Source organism: Halochromatium sp. (genome assembly GCF_046541315.1).
GTDB lineage: Bacteria > Pseudomonadota > Gammaproteobacteria > Chromatiales > Chromatiaceae > Lamprobacter.
Genome location: NZ_JBKHDN010000032.1, coordinates 1 through 18,746, shown reverse-complemented (window position 1 = coordinate 18,746; position 18,746 = coordinate 1). Strand labels below are relative to the sequence as shown.

Here is an 18,746-nt window from a genome sequence, read left to right as displayed (position 1 = left end):
AGCTGCGGGCGCGAGAGCGGCCTGATCGGCCAAGGCACCGATCTCGCTCAGCAGCCGCTGATAGTCGGGGCTTTCGGGCGCGGCGTAGTTGAAGTTCTTGAACAGGCCGGTGAGTTTGATGAAGAACTCGCGCGCGGCCTCCTTGTTGGCGAAGGCATAGTCGCGGTGAACCAGCTCATGGACCCGCTCGAATGCCATCTGCTGGCGCTCGATCGGCACCGAGGCATCGATCTTGTCGAAGGCGTCTTGCTGCAAAAAGACCATGTCGACGAACAGCGCCTTCTGGTAGACGAGGTAATCGGCCAGGGTGACGCCCTCCTCGCCGGTCACCTGCATCATCTGCTGCACGCGGTCGCCCTGGCGCAGCAACTCCTGCACGCGCTTGACCCGTGGCACCCAGCTCGGATCGATGTGCGCGGCGTACCAGTCGGCGATCTGATCGAGATAACGCGACCAGGAGATCAGCGGATCGATGGCCGGATAAAAACGCTTGTAGGCGCGATCGTAGGAAAGGCCAAGGAAGGTCTTGACCGTGGCCAGCGTCGATTGCGTGACCGGCTCCTCGAAGTTGCCGCCGGCCGGCGAGACGCTGCCGATCAGCGTCAGGCTGCCCTCGCTGTCGTCGGCGGCACGGTAGACCCCGGCGCGTTCGTAGACGCTGCGGATGGACGAATCCAGATAGGCCGGAAAGGCCTCCTCGCCCGGGATCTCCTCGAGCCGGCCCGAGGTCTCGCGCATCGCCTGCGCCCAGCGCGAGGTGGAGTCGGCCAGCAGCAGCACCTGATAGCCCATCTGGCGATAGTACTCGCCGAGCGTAATGCCGGTGTAGATCGAGGCCTCGCGCGCCGCCACCGGCATCGACGAGGTGTTGCAGACGATGATGGTGCGGTCCATCAGCGAGCCGCCGGTCATCGGATCGGACAGGCCCGGGAATTCGGTCAGGGTCTCGACCACCTCGCCGGCGCGCTCGCCGCAGGCGACCACCAGCACGATATCGACCGACGAATGCTTGGCGAGGAGATGCTGCAGCACCGTCTTGCCGGCGCCGAAGGGTCCGGGGATGCAGCCCGTACCGCCGCGCGCGATCGGGAAGAAGGTATCCACCAGGCGGATGCTGGTGATCATCGGTTCGTGCGGATACAGCCGCTCGATGACGCGCCCACGCAGCATGCGCTCGGTCAGCGGGCGGCGCACCGGCCAGCGCCGGGTCAGATCGAGCGAGCGCTCCTGGCCGTGCTGATCGCGGATACGCACCACCGGGGTGTCGACGGTGACGCTGCCCTCGCGAATCCAGGTCACCTCGACCTCGCCGAGCTGATCGAAGGGCACCATGATCTTATGGCTGAAACGCCCCTCCTGGACGCTGCCGAGCACGCCGCCGGCCTTGAGCCGGGCGCCGACCTGCACCCAGGGCACGAACGACCACTTCTTGGTCAGGTCCAGCGCCGGCAGCTCGACCCCGCGCGGCAGGAAGGTGCCGTGGCGCACGGCCAGACTCTCGAGCGGATTCTGCAGCCCGTCGTAGACCTGGCCGAGCAGGCCGGGACCGAGGGTCACCGAGAGCAGATCGCCGCTCTGGCGCACCGGGTCGCCGATGGAGACGCCGGCGGTGTCCTCGAACACCTGCGCGTCGGCGAAGCGCCCCCGCACCCGCAGCACCTCGGCCTTGAGCCGCTCCTGCACGCCGCTTTCGGAGGGGCGCCGGGGTTCGATGTAGACCACCTCGTTCTTCACCAGCGGCAGCGGCGCGCCCTCGGCACTGCCGCCTTCGATGGTGACCAGGGATTCCTGCACCGCGACGACACGGCTCGGGGTTGCGCCTGGCGCTGCCTCTGTTGTCTCAGCCACGATCAACTTCCTCTCGGTGATGTCATGCCGCGACCTCCTCGCTGGCGCCGTCAAGCGCAGCGAAGCCGGCGTCGACCAGGATGTCGCCGGCGTCAGCGAGGGTCGCTTCCAGCAGGTCGTCGAAGCGCGCCAGCGCCGCCTGCGACTCGTAACGGGTCCAGCGCGCGACCAGATCCCAACAACTGACGTAGACCACCACCGCCTCGAAGTCGAAATAATGCTCGGCGCCGATGCGCTCGAGGTGGGTCCAGACGGTGCTGAACAGGAGCCGTTCCAGCCCCAGTGCGTCATCGCTGTCGAGCAGGCGCTTGGCCTCCGGCAGCCAGGGAAAGACGCGCTCGAGGCGGAAATGGGGCTCGCCCCAATGGCGCGCGATTTGCGGGACCCAACGTCCGAAGCCCCAGCGCCGACGGCTGGAGGGCGCCGTGGCCGCATCCCGGCGCAGGCGCAGCGCGGCGACCAGGGTGCGCATCTCCAGGCGCCAACTGGCCAGCTCGCGGGTGAAGTCGTTGCGGATCGCGGCGATGCGCTGCTCGGCCTGGCGCACCACTTCCTCGTCGTCGATGCCGAAGCGCTGGTCGTACCAGTCGACGGCGGCCGAGAGCCGCGCCAGATCCTCGGCATCCTCGTCCGCGAGCCAACGCAGGCGCATCTCCAGCCGCAGCCGCGAGAGCGGCGTCTGCTTGGCGCCGAACAAGGGGCCATGGGCCGGCAGCGAGGTCAGCAGCGTCAGATAGCGATCGACGGCCTGCATCGGTCAGCTCCCGGCTGCCAGCGCGCGCCGGTCCCAGCGCCGCCCTGTCCGCCGCCGGCATCGCCGGCGACAGGCCAGCGGGCACGCGTCAACCCGCGTCAAGCCGGCACAGGCACAGGCACAGGCACAGGCACAGGGTAGGCGAACGACAGCGCGGCGCGCGATCATTTCACCGTGCCCTCGAGGATGGCGCGAAAACGCGGCTGCAGATGGGCCAGGATCACCTCGGCGACCTTCTCGTCGGTGAGGTCGATTTCGATCTGCTGATCCTTGAGCCGCAGGCGGATGCCGTGCGCCTCGTCCTCGGCGACGCTGAAATGGACGCCCTCTCCGAGCACGTCGGAGGCCACCGCGAGCACGAAGTGCGAGAGCGAGCCCTCGCGCAGCTCGAGCGGATTGCGGCGCAGCTCCTCGATGCCGATCAGCTCGCGCGGCAGCACGATCTCCATCGCCTCGCCGGCCTCGAGGCCAGCCTCGTCGCGGCCGCGGCGGGCGACCTCCAGGATCAGCTGCTGCAAGAACTCCTCACGCTCGAGTTCGGTGGTGATCAGCCGTCGCACCTTCTCGTTGACCGCGCGCGTGAGCACCGCCGTCATCCGCAGCACGGTGTCGCGCATGGCCAGCCGCAGGGCGTCCTCGCCGGCGGTCTTGAGGGCGGCGGCCTCTTGGCGCGCATCGTTGATCAGGCGCTCGGCCTCGGCCTCGGCCTCGCTGCGGATGCGGGCGGCTTGCTGACGCGCCTCTTGCTCGATCCTGGCCGCCTCTTCCCGGCCTTTGGCGACGCCTTCGTCGCGCAGGCGGGTGATCAGCGCATCGACGCCGGCCGAAGCGGCCGCGTCAGGAACGGTGTCGCGGTTTGCCTGAGTCATCGGGAGCCCACCTCAGGCCGGGATGTTGCCGGCCAACACCAGCGCGAAGACGAAGACGAACACCGAGAAGCCCTCGACGATGGCGGCAGGCGCCAGCGACAGGCCGAAGATCTCGGGCTTCACCTTCATCGCCTGGATCGCCGAGGCGCAGGCGCGGCCCTGCAGCACGCTGGCATAGAGCAGTGCGATGCCGGCCAGTAGGCCGATGCCGAACAGGCCGGGCGCGGCCGTGTCGGTGACCTCGCGTTGGAGCGTGAACATGATCACGATGCCATAGATGACGCCGGTCGAGGGCATCACCGAGACGCCGAGATAGCGGCCATGACCGGATTCGGTATCGACCATGGCGCCGATCGCGGCTTGCCCGGCGATGGCGCAGCCGATGATGCTGCCGATGGCGCCCAGTGCCAGGGCGCCGTACATGCCTGCCCAGCCGAGCGCGACTACCAACTCGTTCATTCGCTGATCTCCGTCTTCTTGAAGGGTCGGAAGGGATAGCCCTCGCCGGACAATGCCCAGTTATAGAATTCGATGTAGTTCAGCCGCAGGCCGTGCACCACGCCGCTGACCAGCCCCAATGCCAGATTCAGACTATGCCCGATCAGCAGCAGCAGGATCTGCAGCAGCAGCCCCAGGCCAGGGACATCGGCATCGACCTGCACGGCCAGATCGTTGAAGGTCAGCGCCAGCGAGGCCGAGGCGAGGCCGAGCGCGAACAGCCGCAGATAAGAGAGGGTGTCGCCGAAGATCTTGGTGACCTGAGTCAACGCCAGCAGCCCGTCGAGGACGCGCATCAGCACCGAGCCCAGCCCGCTGATCGGGCGCGCGCTGCTCCCGAAGAACACCAGCGCGAGGCCGATCGCAATCCCGCCATAGCCGAGCAGCTCGACGGTCGCGGCTTGCGTCGGTGGGGCCAGGGTCAGCCCAAGCCAGAACCCGAAGCCGCTCAGCGCGACCAGACTCCAGCCGAGCGGCGCCAAGACCTGCAGGCGCGGCCAGAGGTTGCCGACCCGCACCAGGTTCGCCAGCACCAGATGCAGCACGCCGATGCCGACCGAGAGCCGCATCATGCTGTCGAAGTCTTGGATATCGAGCAGATGCAGCTGAGCGGGCAGGCTGCCCGGCGGCGGCGCGGCCCCGAAGTAGCTGCCGACCAGCACGCCCCAGGCGCAGGAGGTCGCGGCGATGCTGCTCGCGAGGACGCGGAAGCGACGGCCCTTGGTCGAGCCGCCGAGCTTGCGCCAGAACAGCAGCAACCCCACCCCGAGCAGGGCCGCGTAACCGGCATCCGAGAGGATCATCGCGAAGAACAGCGCGAACGAAAAGAACAGCACCCGGCTCGGATCGAAACTGTCGTAGGCCGGCATCTGATAGAAATTGACCAGATCCTCGCCGGCACTCAACGCCACCGGATTGTTCAGCAGCGTCGGCGGCGCATCGCCGGGCGCCGGGTCTTCGATCAAAAGCGCCAGGCCCTGCTCGGCGGCCAGCGCTTCGAGCGCCGGCACCTGCCGCTCGCTCACCCAGCCCTGCACCGCGAACAGGCCATCGCCATCGTAGGTCTGCGTCTGCGCGTGCTGCAGCACGGCCTGATCCTCGGCGCGCGCGAAGTGCTTGTGCAACAGAAAGATCCAGCGCGTCAGCGCGCGCCGTTCAGCCTCGAGCGCTTCCAGCTCCAGCTCGGCGGTCTCGAGCTGTTGCTCGACCTCGCTCAGCGACAGCGCGCCGGTGTGGGTGCGCGGCACCGGCAGGGCGTCGGCGGGCGGCTCCTCGGGCGCGATCACCACCAAGAAGGCCTGGCGGTTATCGCGATGCACGACCTGCCAGGGCAGGTCAAGGCCCTCGAGTTCCTTCAGCCGGCGCAGCGGCACGCAGTAGAACCACAGTTTGTGCCCGGCCAGCGCCGCCTCCGGCGGCAGGCTGAAGTCGCCCCAGGGCGCGAGATCCTTGGCGCGTTGGGCAAGGGCATCGCGGCGGTCGAGGGTGGCGCGGATACGGTCCTTGTTGGCGAGCACCGACTTGATCGTCGCCGCCAGGTCGAAATCGGCTTCGCTGTGGACCTGCCGGCGCTTTTCCGGCTCGTCGAGCAGGTAGCGCAACGCCTGGCGTGCTTCGACCGCGTGCTCGGGCGGGAGCGTCTCGGGTTGCGCCGAGGCCGACACCAACGGCACCAGATGCAGACAGCCAAGGGCCTGCAAGCGGTCCATCACCTCCGCTTTTTGCGTCTGACCGCCGACCAATGACAGGCGTTTCAGCGGTTCAATGGCCATGTCTAGACCAGCCCCTCCGCAGCACGTTTCCTCTTGGCGATCTTCGAGCGCACCACCGCGGCCCGCTCGGCATCCGAGAGCGCGATGCGGATGCGTTTGATGTTGGCGCGGGTCTGTGGGATCAGCACCTTGTCGAACAGGTTGACGCGCTGGGTGACCGTGCGCACCGCCTGATCCAGCAGCGCCACCCGCCGCTCGGCCAGCAGTAGCTCGATGCGCAGCCGCGCCGCCTCGCGCAGCGCCGCGACCAGGGACTCGACCCAATGCGGCTTGGACAGATACCCGTAAGGACGCACCGCGATCTCAAGCCCGGCAAGCGTTGGCAGCCAGGTGCCCATGCGGTTCTCGCGCCCCAGCTCGACGCGCTCGATTGTCACCAGCCCGGACAGGTCGAGTTCCTGATTGGCGAGCATGGGCAGGGTCTCGGCGACCCGCTGCCGCAGCGCCTCGAGTTCGGCCGCGCGCGCGCGCCGTTCGGCCTGCGCCCGCGCGCGCTCGCCCATCAGCTGCTTGCGCTTCATGTCGAGCGAGGGCAGGAACTGCCGATAGCTCTTCAGCTGCTGCGATTGCTGCGAGAGCGCGGATTTACTGAGCGCGACCTTGGCCATGATGGAGTCGTGCGGTTCAGGCGGTCTCGCGTGGGAAATATTTGTCGATCAGCGACTGCTTCATCAGAAGCTCCTCGGGATCGAAGCACTCGGCCATGGTCTGCCAGCACAGATCCAGCGCTCGCTCGAGCGGCAGGCTGACGTCGATATCCATGAAGCGTTCCCGGAACAGCGCGCCGAAGCGCAGCAACTTCTGATCGAAGTCGCTCAGATCGAAGGCCATCGCCTGCTTCTGCTGCGCATCCTTGGCGCCGGAGTAGAAGCGGATCATGGTGTTCATAACCTGACTGTGGTCCTCGCGCGTGACCTTGTCGATCACATGCTGCTTGAGTCGCGACAAACTGCCGAAGGGGTCGAGCACACCGTCGTGCAGATAGAACTGCCCCTCGGTGATGTAGCCGGTGTTGTCCGGCACCGGATGGGTGACATCATCGCCCGGCATGGTGGTGACGGTGAGGATGGTCAGCGAGCCGCCTTCGCGATAGTCGGCCGCCTTCTCGTAGCGGCGCGCCAGCTGCGAGTAGAGATCGCCCATGTAGCCGCGGTTGGAGGGCACCGCTTCCATGGCGATGCCGACCTCCTTCATGGCGTCGGCGTAGGCGGTCATGTCGGTGAACAGCACCAACACGCGCTTGCCTTCCTCGAGCGCGAATTTTTCGGCCACCGCCAGCGCCATGTCCGGCACCAAGAGCCGCTCGACCACCGGATCGGCGGAGAGATTCACGAACATCACGGTGCGGGCGAAGATACCGGCATCCTCGAACTGACGGCGGAAGAAATAGTAGTCGTCGAAGATCAGCCCGAGGCCGCCGAAGATGATGATGTCGGCATCGGCCTGGATACCGATGCGCGCCAAGAGCTGATTGTAGGGCTCGCCGGCGACCGAGAAGATCGGGATCTTTTGGCTCTCGACCAGCGCGTTGAAGACATCGATCATCGGCACGTCGGTGCGGATCATCTTCGAGGCCAGCAGCCGCCGCGCCGGATTCACCGAGGGACCGCCGGTGGCGATCTTCGGCTCGTCATCGAGTTCGGGACCGGCATCGAGCAGACCGCCGTCGCCGCGAAAGACGCGACCGAGGATATTCGCCGAATAGGCGGCGCGCATCGAGTGGCCGAGGAACTGCACCGTCGAGGCGGTCGAGACGCCCTTGGTGCCCGAGAACACCTGCAGCGAGACCAGCTCCCGATCGATCTTGATCACCCGCGCCAGCGAGCGCATGCCGTCGATCCCCTCGATCAAGGCCAGATCGTCGTAGGCAATGGTCGGCGCTTCGTCGCCCGCCCGTGCCACGCGCACCTTGAGCAGATCGCCGACGATCTCGAGGATGTCGGTGTAGCGAGTCAGGGTGTGGGCCATCGACTTCCCTCTTGGCGCAATCGGTTTGCAGTGGGTTTGCTGAGGATGACGTGCCCGAGTCGCGGGCAGGTGGTCACGTTAATCCGACCCGAGCCGCACGGCAAGCCCGATCGGCAGATCCGGTCTCCCGACGGTCTTCAATCGACCCCAGCGCCGAACCAACCGTCTCCGTCCTCCTCGGCAGCTGGACAGGCGTCGGGGAGCGCAACACCGAGCCGACGCAAGCCCTGCTCAGCCTGGCCGACCCAGTCCCGATTCGCGGCGGGACTGGCCGGGCTTGGATGCAGGATGCGGCCGATGCGCCCATCATACCCGTCGAGCGCGGCCCTCGCCCGCTCCTCGGCGAAGCGCCCGATCCCGACCAGATACTCGGGCGCGAGCAGATCGACCGCCGCTCGCAGCGCCTGGTCGCAGGCCGCGAATAGCGGCGCCCGTTCGGCGGCCGAGAGCGCATCGGGAGTCAGATTGCGCCCGCTCTCGGTCATGAAGAGCAGCGGACAATAATTGGCGACGAAGAACTGAGCGAAAAACCGCTTCGGCGTGCCATAACGCGCGCGCGCCCAGCCCCACAGGCGTTGGCCGCTGACCTCGCGGCGCGGACATTGGAATCCGAGCACCGGGCGTTTTGGATGCAGGTTCGGCGGCGCCTCAACGGGCCCCTGGATTCCGAGCCAATCGCGCACCATCTCCACATCGCCGAACGGCACGCCGGTCTGCGCCATGCCAAACGGCCCCGGATTCATGCCGAGGAGCAGCACCGAGCGGCGCTCCTGACCGTAGCGCTCCAGGTAAGCCGCATGCGCCTCCCAGGCATAGGCGAGCGGATTGTAGACCGACGCCACCGGCGCTCCGAAGGTCAGCGTGGAGACCTCGGCGCTGAGGGCCCGCGCGGCCTCTTTTAGCCGCATCCCAACACCTTGATTGCCGTGCGCAAATGCCTGCTCCCGGCGACCCCTGCCCGGCAGCGCCGGCGCGGAAAGCCGCGCCGCGACCGGCTTCGCGGCCTTTGATACAGCTGTTGTAGATTCACAACGTCACGCTAACCTGGTGTTCGCGCGCCACTACTATGGTATACTGCGCGCATGACTGGGGTTATTTCGCTTTTCCTGTTTCATTTTACCGACAACACGCTATCATTGTTCCATGGCAGCCGTTGATTCGTCGACGTCAGATCAGCGCCCGCTGCTGAATTTTCCCAGGTCGTCCTCGCGTCCACATCCCTCACTTTCGACAGGAGCCATTCGATGTTCATCACCCCGAAATCCTTCCGCCACGCGGCAGTCGCCTGCACCGCTGCCGCCGCCCTCGTCCTCGGCAGCGCGGCGAGCGCTCAAGACCAGGAAGAGAATTACTGGTATGCGGCGGGCGGCAAAAACTTCCCGGACGGTCAGTTGTGGGCCACCAGCTATGGCGAATGCTGGCAGAGCGCTGGCGGTCCGGACAACCTGCCGCCCTGCGAACGCGAAATGGCGGTGCCGCCGGAGATCAGCGTGCAGTTGCTGTTCGAATTCGACAAGTACCAGGTGCCGGAGACCGTGGTCAACCGGAGCGTCTTGGACGAAATCGACGATTATATCGCCAAGGTCCAGGCATCTCCATACGATGAATACATCACCGTCGTCGGCCATACCGACGCCAAAGGCTCGGATGCCTACAACATGACGCTTGGCCGGCAGCGCGCCAATGCCGTGCGTGACTACTTTATCGCCCAGGGCTACCCGGAGCGCCTGCTCGGCCCGGCCGAAAGCGCTGGTAAGCGCGATCTGCTGCCGCAGTACGATCCCTATGCCCTCGAGCAGCGCCGCGTGGTGCTGCGCAGCGAGGTCGTCGATCAGTAATCCGCGCTTCGGAAGCAGAGACACGCAGGCCTCGGCGCGCGCCGGGCGCGTGTTCCCGTTGCCTCCTAGCAGCCGGCTAGCGTCCCATTAGCCGGCTTCACCATTTCCAGCCCTCTGTGACTCAATGTCGTGAAGACCTCCTCCACAGTCGTCATTGCCGTCTGTCTCGCCTGCGCGACGCTGTTCTTCACGGCGACGACCATCGCCGGGTTCTACGACGGTTCGGCCGCTCCCGAGCCAAGCCCCCCCGCATCGACGAGCTATTGGGGCCCAGAGCCCAGCTTTGGCGATTGTTGGGAGGATCCGAACCGCAAGCGCCTCCCCGAATGCGGCCAAGCGCGCGTCCCGGAAGCACTCACGGTCAAGCTGCTCTTCGAGTTCGATGAGTACGTCGTGCCGGATACCGTCGTCAACCGCCGGGCCATCGCGACCCTCGATCGCTATATCGACAAGGTGAGCCGCTCCCCGGCACAGGAATACGTGACGATCGTCGGCCATACCGATGCCAGGGGTTCCGATGCCTACAATCGGGCGCTTGGCCTGCGGCGAGCGCAGGCCGTGCGTGACTACTTCATCGCCCAGGGTTATCCAGCCTCGCTGCTCGCCCCGGCCGAAAGCCGTGGCGAGCGAGAACTCCTGCCGCAGCACAGCCCGTTCTCGGTCGAGCAACGGCGCGTCGTCATCACCAAGGTCGATCGCTAGACGCCGTCAGGCCTGGAAATCCTCGCTGCCGGCCGCCGCGAGACCGGACTCGAGGGTCGTCCGCAGCACGCTGATCGTCTCGGCATCGAGTTCGACAGGATCCCGAGGCGGCGCGACTGACGGCGGATCGCGCCAACGCCCCGCGGGCGTGAGACGCTCGGCCACCGGCGCGAACCCATCGTCTCGGGAAAGCCAGGAACCTCGGGCCAATCGTTCATGGGCTGGACGTCATCCCGCCGCGCCGCAGTCGGTTTAGCCCCGCGGCTGCGTGTTCACCTGTGTGTTCACCTGCGTGTTCATAGGCCAAACGCTCACAGACCGCGGGTTTGCCGGCCAAGTCTGCGCGGGCTGGAGGTTGGCAAATAGGGGCGGTCTCGAGGTGGCGGGAGCGACTCGCCAGCAGCCCGCCGACGGCAATCAACAGGGTACCCAGCAGCAGACTCAGGGTCAGCGGCTCGTCCCAGAACAGCCAGCCGTAGCCGGCGCCGAACACCACCGAGAAGTAGCCAAAGGCGCCCATGCGCGAGGCCGGCGCGAGTGACAGGCCGCGCGTCAGCGCCAACTGGCCGAGGGTGGCGGCGATGCCGATGCCAAGCAGCCAGAGCAACGCGCTCGGGCTCGGCATCTGCCAATTCCAGAACAGCGGGAGTGCCGAGATCGAGCCGCCAATGAGCGCGAAGTAGAAGACGATGCGCCCGATCGGCTCGCTGTGCGACAACCGGCGCACCGTGACCTTGGCCACCGCCGCCAACACGCCACCCAACAGGCCGATCAGCGCTACCGGCGACACCCCAGCCCAGTGCCGGCTCGGATCCGGCTCCAGGATCAGGATCACGCCGGCGAAGCCGATCCCCAGCGCCACCCAAAGCAGGCTGGCCACTCGCTCGTGCAGCCAGGCGATGGCGATCAGGGGAATAAAGATCGGCGCGGTGAGCTTGAGCAGCATGGCCTCGGCCAAGGGCAGCTCGGCGATCGCATGGAAGAAGCAATACATGGCGGCGACGCCTGCCACCGCGCGTAGCAGATGCAGGCCCGGCACCCTGGTTTTCACATCGCCGACGCCATGGCGCAGCAGCCAGGGCGCGAGCAACATCAGACCGATCAGATTGCGCCCAAACACGACCATCGCGTTCGGCAATTCCGCCGAGACGATGCGGATGCACACCCCCATCGACGCGAAGCAGCACTCCCCGAGCACGATGAAGGCCGCGCCGAGCAGCAGAGACTGCGGGCGTCGTGAATGGTCGCGCCTGCCGCCAGCAAGAGCGATCAAGCTCAAATCGCCCGCGCCTGCTCGGCCGCATTGCCGAGATAGCGCGCCGGGGTCAGTGCCCGCAACTCGGCCTTGGCCGCCGCCGGGATCTCGAGGGTGTCGACGAAATCCGCCAACGCCTCGGGACCGATACGCTGCCCGCGCGTCAATGCCTTGAGCTTCTCGTAGGGCTGCTCGACCCCATAGCGACGCATCAGGGTCTGGATCGGCTCGGCGAGCACCTCCCAATTGGCATCGAGATCCTCCGCGAGACGCTCGCTGTCGGCCTCGAGCTTGCCGACCCCCTTGAGCGCCGAATCCAACGCGATCAGGCTGTGCGCGATCGCCACTCCGAGGTTGCGCAGCACGGTCGAATCGGTCAGATCGCGCTGCCAACGCGAGATCGGCAGCTTCGCCGAGAGATGATCGAAGAGCGCGTTGGCGATGCCGAGATTGCCCTCGGCGTTCTCGAAATCGATCGGGTTGACCTTGTGCGGCATGGTCGAGGAGCCGACCTCGCCTGCGACCGTGCGCTGCTTGAAGTAGCCGAGCGAGATGTAGCCCCAGAGGTCGCGGCAGCCATCGATCAGCACGGTATTGAAGCGGCCGATGGCATCGAACAGCTCGGCCATGCCGTCGTGCGGCTCGATCTGGATGGTATAGGGATTCCAGGCCAGGCCAAGGGATTCGACGAACTGTTGCGCGAAATCGGGCCAGTTCACTTCCGGATAGGCGACCAGATGGGCATTGTAGTTGCCGACGGCGCCGTTGATCTTTCCGAGCAGGGCCACGCCCGCGATGCGCTCGCGCTGCCGCCGCAGCCGATGGACGATGTTCGCCAGCTCCTTGCCGAGCGTGGTCGGCGAGGCCGGCTGGCCATGGGTGCGCGAGAGCATCGGCAGCTCGGCATGACAGTGCGCGAGCGTGCGCAGGGCCTCGATCAGTGCATCCATGCGCGGCAACAGCACATGGTCGCGCCCATCCTTGAGCATCAGTCCATGCGCGAGGTTGTTGATGTCCTCGGAGGTACAGGCGAAGTGGATGAACTCCGCGACCGCCGCCAGCTCGGCATGATCGGCGATGCGCTCCTTCAGGAAGTACTCGACCGCCTTGACGTCATGGTTGGTGGTGCGCTCGATGGCCTTGACGCGCGCGGCGTCCTCGATCGAGAACTCGCCGCCGATCGCGTCGAGATGCCGCAGAGCGTCATTGGATAGCGTCGGAACCTCGGCGATCCCGGGGCAGTCGGCGAGCGCCTTCAGCCAGGCGATCTCGACCACGACCCGATGCCGGATCAGCCCGAACTCGCTGAAGATCGAGCGCAGATCCGCGGTCTTGGTGCCATAGCGGCCATCGATCGGCGAGATGGCGGTGAGAGGGGATAAGTCCATCAAAGCGTTGCTCATGATCTGAAGTCAAAACGGCCATTGGCCAAGTCGGGCTTAGGCGATTTCCGTCGATCGCCTTGGGCACTCGCGCGGCGATTCCTGTGCCGCAGCCAGCGTTCTAGCGACGCTTGGCTTTCTCCCGACGGCTTCCCAGCCAACAGCCCTTGGATGCCGATATAGCCAGCCATTCGCGCTGACTTGCGAAGGCGGCCATTGCGTTGAACCTGGGCTTGTGGGCGAGTGTCGTCCGGCGATCAGGTCGAGCGGCCACAGCGAGAACCATCACCTCGGCGCATGACGGCTCAATCGGTGCTGCCTGAAAGGGCAGGCTGATCGGGTGCCCGTGAAACCCTCGCTTCATCGTCGGGGTCGCGACGCGCCCTGCCCATTAGGCGACATCCTGCAACTGATTCACAAGATCCCGTCCGGCCGTGGCCGGGGGAAGCACCTTGCCGTCTTCGCGATAGAGTCGCAGGATTTCGTCCACGACATGGCACAGCTCCTCAAACACGGACAGCTCGTCGTCGCCATGACAGCCGCCTAGCATGAGGCCAGGACAACTGCCGACGTAGCACTGATCCTCCTCCGACCATTCGACGATCTTGGCGTACTTGTCACTGTCTTTCATCATGCGACTCCGCAATGGCTCTCTCGACCGCCCGCACCAGGTATTGCCTGGCATCCTCTCCAGGCCTTCCTGATAGGGTGATCGGCTTGATCACATTTGGGTGGACGAAATTGCGATGACTGCCCTTGCCACCCCGATCGACAAAGCCCGCCTGCTCCAGTCTTGCAATCAGCTCTCGAACCTTGGGGGGCATCGTCAGCCAGACAACACCGCTCAGGCCGCCGCCAGGCGCCGCAGCACATAGTGCAGGATGCCGCCGTTGCGGTAGTAGTCGGCCTCGTTCGGGGTGTCGATGCGAACCTTGGCCTGGAAGCGGACCTCGCTGCCGTTGGCATGGATCGCGGTCACCTCGACCTGCTTGGCATCGCCATCCTCCAGATCGCCGATGCCGAACCGCTCGGTCCCGGTCAGGCCGAGCGACTCGGCGCTCTCGCCGGGCTGGAACTGCAACGGCAGGATGCCCATGCAGACCAGATTGGTGCGATGGATGCGCTCGTAGCTCTCGGCGATCACCGCGCGCACGCCGAGCAGCCGTGGCCCCTTCGCCGCCCAATCGCGCGAGGAGCCGGAGCCGTACTCCTTGCCGGCGATGACGATCACCGGCACGCCCTCGGTCTGATAGCGCATCGCCGCGTCGTAGATCGACTCCTGATCGCCGGACGGCTGATGCAGGGTCACCCCACCCTCGGTGCCTGGCGCCATCCGGTTGCGCAGCCGGATGTTGGCGAAGGTGCCGCGCATCATCACCTGATGATTGCCGCGGCGCGAGCCGTAGGAATTGAAATCGCCCGGCGCCACGCCCTGCTCGATCAGATAACGCCCGGCCGGGCTGTCGGCCTTGATGCTGCCGGCCGGCGAGATATGGTCGGTGGTCACCGAGTCGCCGAGCACCGCCAGACAGCGCGCGTCGCGGATCGGCTGCACCGGCTCCGGCTGCATCTGGATGCCCTGGAAGTAGGGTGGCTCCTGGATATAGGTCGAACTCGGGTCCCACTCGAAGACCTTGCCGGCCGGTGCGTCCAGCGTCTGCCAGTGCGCATCGCCGGCGAAGACATCGGCATAGGTCGAACGGAAATCGTCCTGGCCGAGGAAGCTCGCGACCGTATCGGCCACCTCGCCTTGGGTCGGCCAGATGTCACGCATGAACACCGGATCGCCGTCGGCATCGTCGGCGATCGGGTCGTTGTACGGATCGAAGCCCATGCGTCCGGCGAGCGCATAGACCACCACCAACGGTGGCGAGGCGAGATAGTTCATCCGCACCTCCGGATGCACACGGCCCTCGAAGTTGCGGTTGCCCGACAGCACCGAGGCGACGGTCAGATCGCCGCCGCTGATCGCCTTCGAGACCTCGGGCCGCAGCGGACCGGAGTTGCCGATGCAGGTGGTGCAGCCGTAGCCGACGACATGGAAACCGAGTTGCTTGAGCGGCGCCATCAGACCTGCAGCCTCGAGGTAGCGGGTCACCACCATCGAGCCTGGCCCGAGCGAGGTCTTGACCCAGGCCGGCACCTTCAGGCCGCGCTCGACCGCCTTCTTGGCGACCAGCCCGGCACCGAGCATCACGCTCGGGTTGGAGGTATTGGTGCACGAGGTGATCGCCGCGATCACCACCGCGCCGTCGCCGATCGCCACCGGCTCGCCATCGATCACGGTGGTCGCCGCCGGTCGCGCATCGACCCCGCGCTCGGCGTTCAGCGTCTTCAGTGCCGCGGCGAAGCTGGGCTTGACCTCGGTCAGCGGCACCCGATCCTGCGGCCGCTTGGGACCCGCCAGGCTCGGCACGATACTGCCGATATCGAACTCCAGCGTCTCGCTGAAGTCGGCCTCGAAGCTGCCGTCGGCGTCGAACATGCCCTGCGCCTTGGCATAGGCCTCGACCAGTGCGACTTGCTCGTCGGAGCGGCCGGTCAGGCGCAGGAAGTCGAGCGTCTCGTCGTCGATCGGGAACAGCCCACAGGTGGCGCCGTACTCGGGCGCCATGTTGGCGATGGTGGTGCGGTCGCCCATCGGCAGGCTCTTCACCGCCGGGCCGTAGAACTCGACCAGCTTGCCGACCACGCCATGCTGGCGCAGTCGCTCGACGATGGTCAGCACCAGATCGGTCGCGGTGGCGCCTTCCGGCAGCCGCCCGCTCAGCTTCACGCCCACCACCTGCGGGATCAGCATCGAGATCGGCTGGCCGAGCATCGAGGCCTCGGCCTCGATACCGCCGACGCCCCAGCCGAGCACGCCGACGCCATTGATCATCGTGGTGTGCGAGTCGGTGCCGACCAGGGTATCCGGATAGGCCTGGATCACGCCGTCGACCTCACGGCCGAAGACCACGCGCGCCAGGTACTCGACATTGACCTGATGCACGATGCCGGTGTCCGGCGGGACCACCTTGAAATCGTCGAATGCCTGCTGACCCCACTTCAGGAACCGATAGCGCTCGCGGTTGCGCGAGAACTCGAGATCGGCATTGCGCTGTAGCGCATCGTCGGAACCATAGGCATCGACCTGCACCGAGTGGTCGATCACCAGTTCGGCCGGCTGCAGCGGGTTGATCCGGTCCGGATCGCCGCCGAGCGCGCTCATCGCGTCGCGCATCGCCGCCAGGTCGACCACCGCCGGCACGCCGGTGAAGTCCTGCATCAGCACCCGCGCCGGGCGATACTGGATCTCGCGCTCCGGCTCCGCCTTGGCGTCCCAATCGGCCAGGGCCTCGATATCGGCGCGCTTGACGGTGACCCCATCCTCATGCCGCAGCAGATTCTCGAGCAGGATCTTGAGCGAGAACGGCAGCCGCGCGCTGTTGGGGACCGCGTCGACGCGGAAGATCTCGTAGGACTTGCCAGCGGCGTCGAGACGGGCCTTGGCCTTGAAGCTGTCGTGCATGGAGGACTCCGGGGATTGGGCTTAGGGCAGAATGAAGAGGATTCCAGCGATGCGCTCAAAACGCGCTGTTCAGGCGATTGACGGAACAGCGCGTACCGCATTGCGCAGGATGTTCGTTGGCCTTCACGGCGTCGCCTCGGGAGCATCGCCGGGCGACGGGACCGGCGATGGGGCCGGCTCTGGAACCCGCTCTGGGACCGGCGATGCGACGCGAAAGGCGAGCGAAAAGACCCGCAAGGCGGATGAGTCTTGACAAAACATCGTCTTGGGCAGCAAGACGGCCATGTCATCGGGATCGGTCAAGCGGCTCCCTCAGCTCGGCTGATGCATATTCTCGGCCGGGCTCAGGTAGGCGCGCGCCGCGTCGAGCAATTTGCGCCGGCCGAACAGGATCTGCAGGCGCCGCCCGCCGCATTGCCGCCAAAGGATCGCCGAGCGGATTCCGGCTAGCAGCAGCGCGCGGATGCGCTCCTGGTTCTCCTCTTTCTTCAGATGGAGCGGGTTGCCGCGCACCAGGATGCGCGGCTCGAGCTTGCTGATGGTGGCCGAGTAGAGACTGGCGAGGCGCGCGATGACCTCAGGGTCGGTCAAGGGCGCCTCGCCGCGCACCTCCCGCGCGGCCTCGATACCCTCGCCGATGACAGCCAGCATGTCGCCGCGCCCGGCCAGGATGCGCTCATGCTTGAGCAGCGTGATGACATAGCGCGTCAGTTCCATGTTGCGCTCGGGCTGGCCGGTCAGCTGGGCGATGATCTGCCGCGCCCCGGTCGCCACCGCGCCGGGCTCGCCGTACACCGAGGGCACATCCTCGGCGTCGATCTGGAACAGGCTGTACACACAGGGCGTCATGGCATCGATGTCGACACTGCCGTGGTTGGCGATCCACAGCACGGAGTAGGCCGCCTGATGGAGTCCGGCGAGCGCGATGATGCGGTCTTGGTCGCTATAGGGCATGGATCATAGGTCTTGCAAACAGGGGCCAGTCACACTGGCATTAAGCGCGTCGGCGTGCTGGATCACACAACCGCCCAAGCAGTCGTCGCCTAGGTAGAATACCGCCGATTGGCCAGGCGCGAGCGCGCGTTGGGGCGTGTCGAATCGAACCCGGCATGTCTCGCTATCGTAACCGACGATGGTACACGGCTGCAGCGGTTGCCGATGTCGCAACCGGCACAGACAGTCGAGCGGCGCCGCCGCAGGGGCCTGCCCGCCGATCCAGTGCAACTGCTCACCCGCCATCTCCTGGGCGTAGAGCAACGGATGGTCACCGCCCTGCACCACGATCAGCGCATTGCGTGCGACATCCTTGCGGGCGACGAACCAGGGCGCCTCGCCGGCCGCCGTGACACCGCCGATACCGAGCCCCTGACGCTGGCCAATGGTGTACCAGGCGAGCCCGCGATGCTCGCCCAATACCTGGCCCTCGGCGGTCATGATCGGCCCCGGACTGCGCGCGAGAAAGCGATCGAGAAAATCGCCAAAACGCCGCTCGCCGATGAAACAGATCCCGGTGCTGTCCTTCTTCTCGGCATTGGCGAGCCCAAGCCGCCGCGCGATCGCGCGCACCTCGGCCTTGCTCAGGTCGGCCAGCGGGAACAGCGCCCGGGCGAGCTGAGCCTGATCCAGCAGATGCAGGAAATAGGTCTGATCCTTGCTAGCATCGGCCGCCAGCCGCAGATGCATGCCCGCGCCATCCTGGGTCAGGCGGGCGTAATGGCCGGTTGCGATACGGTCCGCGCCCAGGGTCTGCGCATGCTCAAGGAAGGCGCGAAACTTGATCTCCTTGTTGCAGAGCACATCCGGGTTCGGCGTGCGCAAGGCGCGATACTCGGCCAGGAAGCGCTCGAACACCCGCTCCCAATACTCGCTGGCGAAGTTGACCCGATGCAAGCGGATGCCAAGCCGCTCGGCGACCGTCCGCGCATCGGCGAGATCCGCCGCCGCCGCGCAGTAGCCGGGCTCGTCATCCTCTTCCCAATTCTTCATGAACAGGGCCTCGACGCGATGGCCCTGCTCGATCAGCAGATGCGCGGCAACCGCCGAGTCGACCCCGCCGGAGAGACCGACGATGACGAGCGGCTCGTTGGAATCAGACATTCACCCTCGCTCCCGGAGCAATGAGGCGATTTCCGTCAATCGCCTTCCCAATCGACGCCCCCGGATCCGCCGAGCGTCCAGCCTCCGATCCCGGGGCACCCAGCATCCTTCCCGGATCCGACGAACCGGGCGACTCGCGCTCAGGCAACATCCCGAGACAGCCGTCGATATCCTGTTGAAGACCCGGCGGCACGACTTGTGGATAACCTGCCCGTGGATTCGCGAGCAGGCGTTATCCACAAGTTATCGACA

At 66.3% G+C, this 18,746-nt stretch carries 18 protein-coding genes; 2 read left to right on the top strand and 16 right to left on the bottom strand.

From position 1 onward, the window contains the following. The 8 genes from ACLFQI_RS03970 to ACLFQI_RS03935 all read right to left on the bottom strand — a co-directional run. Positions 1 to 1,848 (bottom strand): V-type ATP synthase subunit A (locus ACLFQI_RS03970; protein ID WP_410757564.1); only part of this gene is annotated, 1,848 nt, incomplete at its 3' end. Positions 1,849 to 1,870: 22 nt separating this feature from the next. Beyond that, positions 1,871 to 2,602 carry a hypothetical protein gene (locus ACLFQI_RS03965; protein WP_410757563.1) on the bottom strand — a complete coding sequence of 244 codons (732 nt, stop codon included), beginning with the start codon at positions 2,600 to 2,602 and terminating at the stop codon, positions 1,871 to 1,873. A 164-nt stretch (positions 2,603 to 2,766) separates the two neighbouring features. After that, entirely contained in the window at positions 2,767 to 3,471 is a 705-nt protein-coding gene (locus ACLFQI_RS03960) for a hypothetical protein (RefSeq protein WP_410757562.1), read from the bottom strand. A gap of 12 nt (positions 3,472 to 3,483) precedes the next feature. After that, positions 3,484 to 3,930 carry an ATP synthase subunit C gene (locus ACLFQI_RS03955; protein WP_410757561.1) on the bottom strand — a complete coding sequence of 149 codons (447 nt, stop codon included), beginning with the start codon at positions 3,928 to 3,930 and terminating at the stop codon, positions 3,484 to 3,486. Further along, positions 3,927 to 5,741, bottom strand: coding sequence for a V-type ATP synthase subunit I (locus ACLFQI_RS03950; RefSeq protein ID WP_410757560.1), 1,815 nt, complete (start codon positions 5,739 to 5,741; stop codon positions 3,927 to 3,929). The genes ACLFQI_RS03955 and ACLFQI_RS03950 overlap by 4 nt, the downstream gene beginning before the upstream one ends. 2 nt (positions 5,742 to 5,743) lie before the next feature. Next, a complete protein-coding gene (locus ACLFQI_RS03945; protein WP_410757559.1) occupies positions 5,744 to 6,349 on the bottom strand; it encodes a V-type ATP synthase subunit D in 606 nt (201 codons plus the stop codon). 16 nt (positions 6,350 to 6,365) lie between these two features. Beyond that, positions 6,366 to 7,709 (bottom strand): V-type ATP synthase subunit B, encoded by a 1,344-nt coding sequence (locus ACLFQI_RS03940; RefSeq protein ID WP_410757558.1) that lies wholly within the window; start codon positions 7,707 to 7,709, stop codon positions 6,366 to 6,368. Between the two features lie 137 nt (positions 7,710 to 7,846). Beyond that, positions 7,847 to 8,617: a uracil-DNA glycosylase family protein gene (locus ACLFQI_RS03935; protein ID WP_410757557.1), complete on the bottom strand. Its 771-nt coding sequence runs from the start codon at positions 8,615 to 8,617 to the stop codon at positions 7,847 to 7,849. 336 nt (positions 8,618 to 8,953) lie between these two features. On the opposite strand from ACLFQI_RS03935, the gene ACLFQI_RS03930 reads away from it, so the two are divergent. Further along, on the top strand, positions 8,954 to 9,547 hold the full coding sequence (locus ACLFQI_RS03930) for an OmpA family protein (RefSeq protein WP_410757556.1): 594 nt from the start codon (positions 8,954 to 8,956) through the stop codon (positions 9,545 to 9,547). A gap of 129 nt (positions 9,548 to 9,676) precedes the next feature. Continuing rightward, entirely contained in the window at positions 9,677 to 10,249 is a 573-nt protein-coding gene (locus ACLFQI_RS03925) for an OmpA family protein (protein WP_410757555.1), read from the top strand. A 6-nt stretch (positions 10,250 to 10,255) separates the two neighbouring features. On the opposite strand, the gene ACLFQI_RS03920 is transcribed toward ACLFQI_RS03925, so the two are convergent. From ACLFQI_RS03920 to mnmA, 8 genes are all read right to left on the bottom strand, one after another. Then, positions 10,256 to 10,414: a hypothetical protein gene (locus tag ACLFQI_RS03920; protein ID WP_410757554.1), complete on the bottom strand. Its 159-nt coding sequence runs from the start codon at positions 10,412 to 10,414 to the stop codon at positions 10,256 to 10,258. Between the two features lie 49 nt (positions 10,415 to 10,463). Continuing rightward, positions 10,464 to 11,528, bottom strand: coding sequence for a DMT family transporter (locus tag ACLFQI_RS03915; protein ID WP_410757553.1), 1,065 nt, complete (start codon positions 11,526 to 11,528; stop codon positions 10,464 to 10,466). Further along, a complete protein-coding gene (gene purB / locus ACLFQI_RS03910) occupies positions 11,525 to 12,892 on the bottom strand; it encodes an adenylosuccinate lyase (RefSeq protein WP_410757552.1) in 1,368 nt (455 codons plus the stop codon). The genes ACLFQI_RS03915 and purB overlap by 4 nt, the downstream gene beginning before the upstream one ends. Positions 12,893 to 13,277: 385 nt before the next feature. Next, complete coding sequence (locus ACLFQI_RS03905) at positions 13,278 to 13,517, bottom strand: hypothetical protein (protein WP_410757551.1); 240 nt, start codon at positions 13,515 to 13,517, stop codon at positions 13,278 to 13,280. Next, on the bottom strand, positions 13,504 to 13,710 hold the full coding sequence (locus ACLFQI_RS03900) for a type II toxin-antitoxin system HicA family toxin (protein ID WP_410757549.1): 207 nt from the start codon (positions 13,708 to 13,710) through the stop codon (positions 13,504 to 13,506). The genes ACLFQI_RS03905 and ACLFQI_RS03900 overlap by 14 nt, the downstream gene beginning before the upstream one ends. Positions 13,711 to 13,730: 20 nt before the next feature. After that, positions 13,731 to 16,397: an aconitate hydratase AcnA gene (acnA, locus tag ACLFQI_RS03895; protein ID WP_410757548.1), complete on the bottom strand. Its 2,667-nt coding sequence runs from the start codon at positions 16,395 to 16,397 to the stop codon at positions 13,731 to 13,733. 312 nt (positions 16,398 to 16,709) lie between these two features. Beyond that, positions 16,710 to 17,351 (bottom strand): high frequency lysogenization protein HflD, encoded by a 642-nt coding sequence (gene hflD, locus ACLFQI_RS03890; protein WP_410757547.1) that lies wholly within the window; start codon positions 17,349 to 17,351, stop codon positions 16,710 to 16,712. 3 nt (positions 17,352 to 17,354) lie between these two features. Beyond that, positions 17,355 to 18,494, bottom strand: a complete 1,140-nt coding sequence (gene mnmA / locus ACLFQI_RS03885) for a tRNA 2-thiouridine(34) synthase MnmA (protein ID WP_410757546.1) — start codon at positions 18,492 to 18,494, stop codon at positions 17,355 to 17,357. Positions 18,495 to 18,746: the final 252 nt, after the last annotated feature.

Coding starts and splice junctions, on each gene's coding strand:
- ACLFQI_RS03965 (WP_410757563.1), bottom strand. CDS start 2,602: ATGCAGGCCGTCGATCGCTATCTGACGCTGCTGACCTCGCTGCCGGCC.
- ACLFQI_RS03960 (WP_410757562.1), bottom strand. CDS start 3,471: ATGACTCAGGCAAACCGCGACACCGTTCCTGACGCGGCCGCTTCGGCC.
- ACLFQI_RS03945 (WP_410757559.1), bottom strand. CDS start 6,349: ATGGCCAAGGTCGCGCTCAGTAAATCCGCGCTCTCGCAGCAATCGCAG.
- acnA (WP_410757548.1), bottom strand. CDS start 16,397: ATGCACGACAGCTTCAAGGCCAAGGCCCGTCTCGACGCCGCTGGCAAG.
- ACLFQI_RS03935 (WP_410757557.1), bottom strand. CDS start 8,617: ATGCGGCTAAAAGAGGCCGCGCGGGCCCTCAGCGCCGAGGTCTCCACG.
- ACLFQI_RS03900 (WP_410757549.1), bottom strand. CDS start 13,710: ATGCCCCCCAAGGTTCGAGAGCTGATTGCAAGACTGGAGCAGGCGGGC.
- ACLFQI_RS03950 (WP_410757560.1), bottom strand. CDS start 5,741: ATGGCCATTGAACCGCTGAAACGCCTGTCATTGGTCGGCGGTCAGACG.
- hflD (WP_410757547.1), bottom strand. CDS start 17,351: ATGCCCTATAGCGACCAAGACCGCATCATCGCGCTCGCCGGACTCCAT.
- ACLFQI_RS03955 (WP_410757561.1), bottom strand. CDS start 3,930: ATGAACGAGTTGGTAGTCGCGCTCGGCTGGGCAGGCATGTACGGCGCC.
- mnmA (WP_410757546.1), bottom strand. CDS start 18,494: ATGTCTGATTCCAACGAGCCGCTCGTCATCGTCGGTCTCTCCGGCGGG.
- ACLFQI_RS03940 (WP_410757558.1), bottom strand. CDS start 7,709: ATGGCCCACACCCTGACTCGCTACACCGACATCCTCGAGATCGTCGGC.
- ACLFQI_RS03905 (WP_410757551.1), bottom strand. CDS start 13,517: ATGAAAGACAGTGACAAGTACGCCAAGATCGTCGAATGGTCGGAGGAG.
- ACLFQI_RS03930 (WP_410757556.1), top strand. CDS start 8,954: ATGTTCATCACCCCGAAATCCTTCCGCCACGCGGCAGTCGCCTGCACC.
- purB (WP_410757552.1), bottom strand. CDS start 12,892: ATGGACTTATCCCCTCTCACCGCCATCTCGCCGATCGATGGCCGCTAT.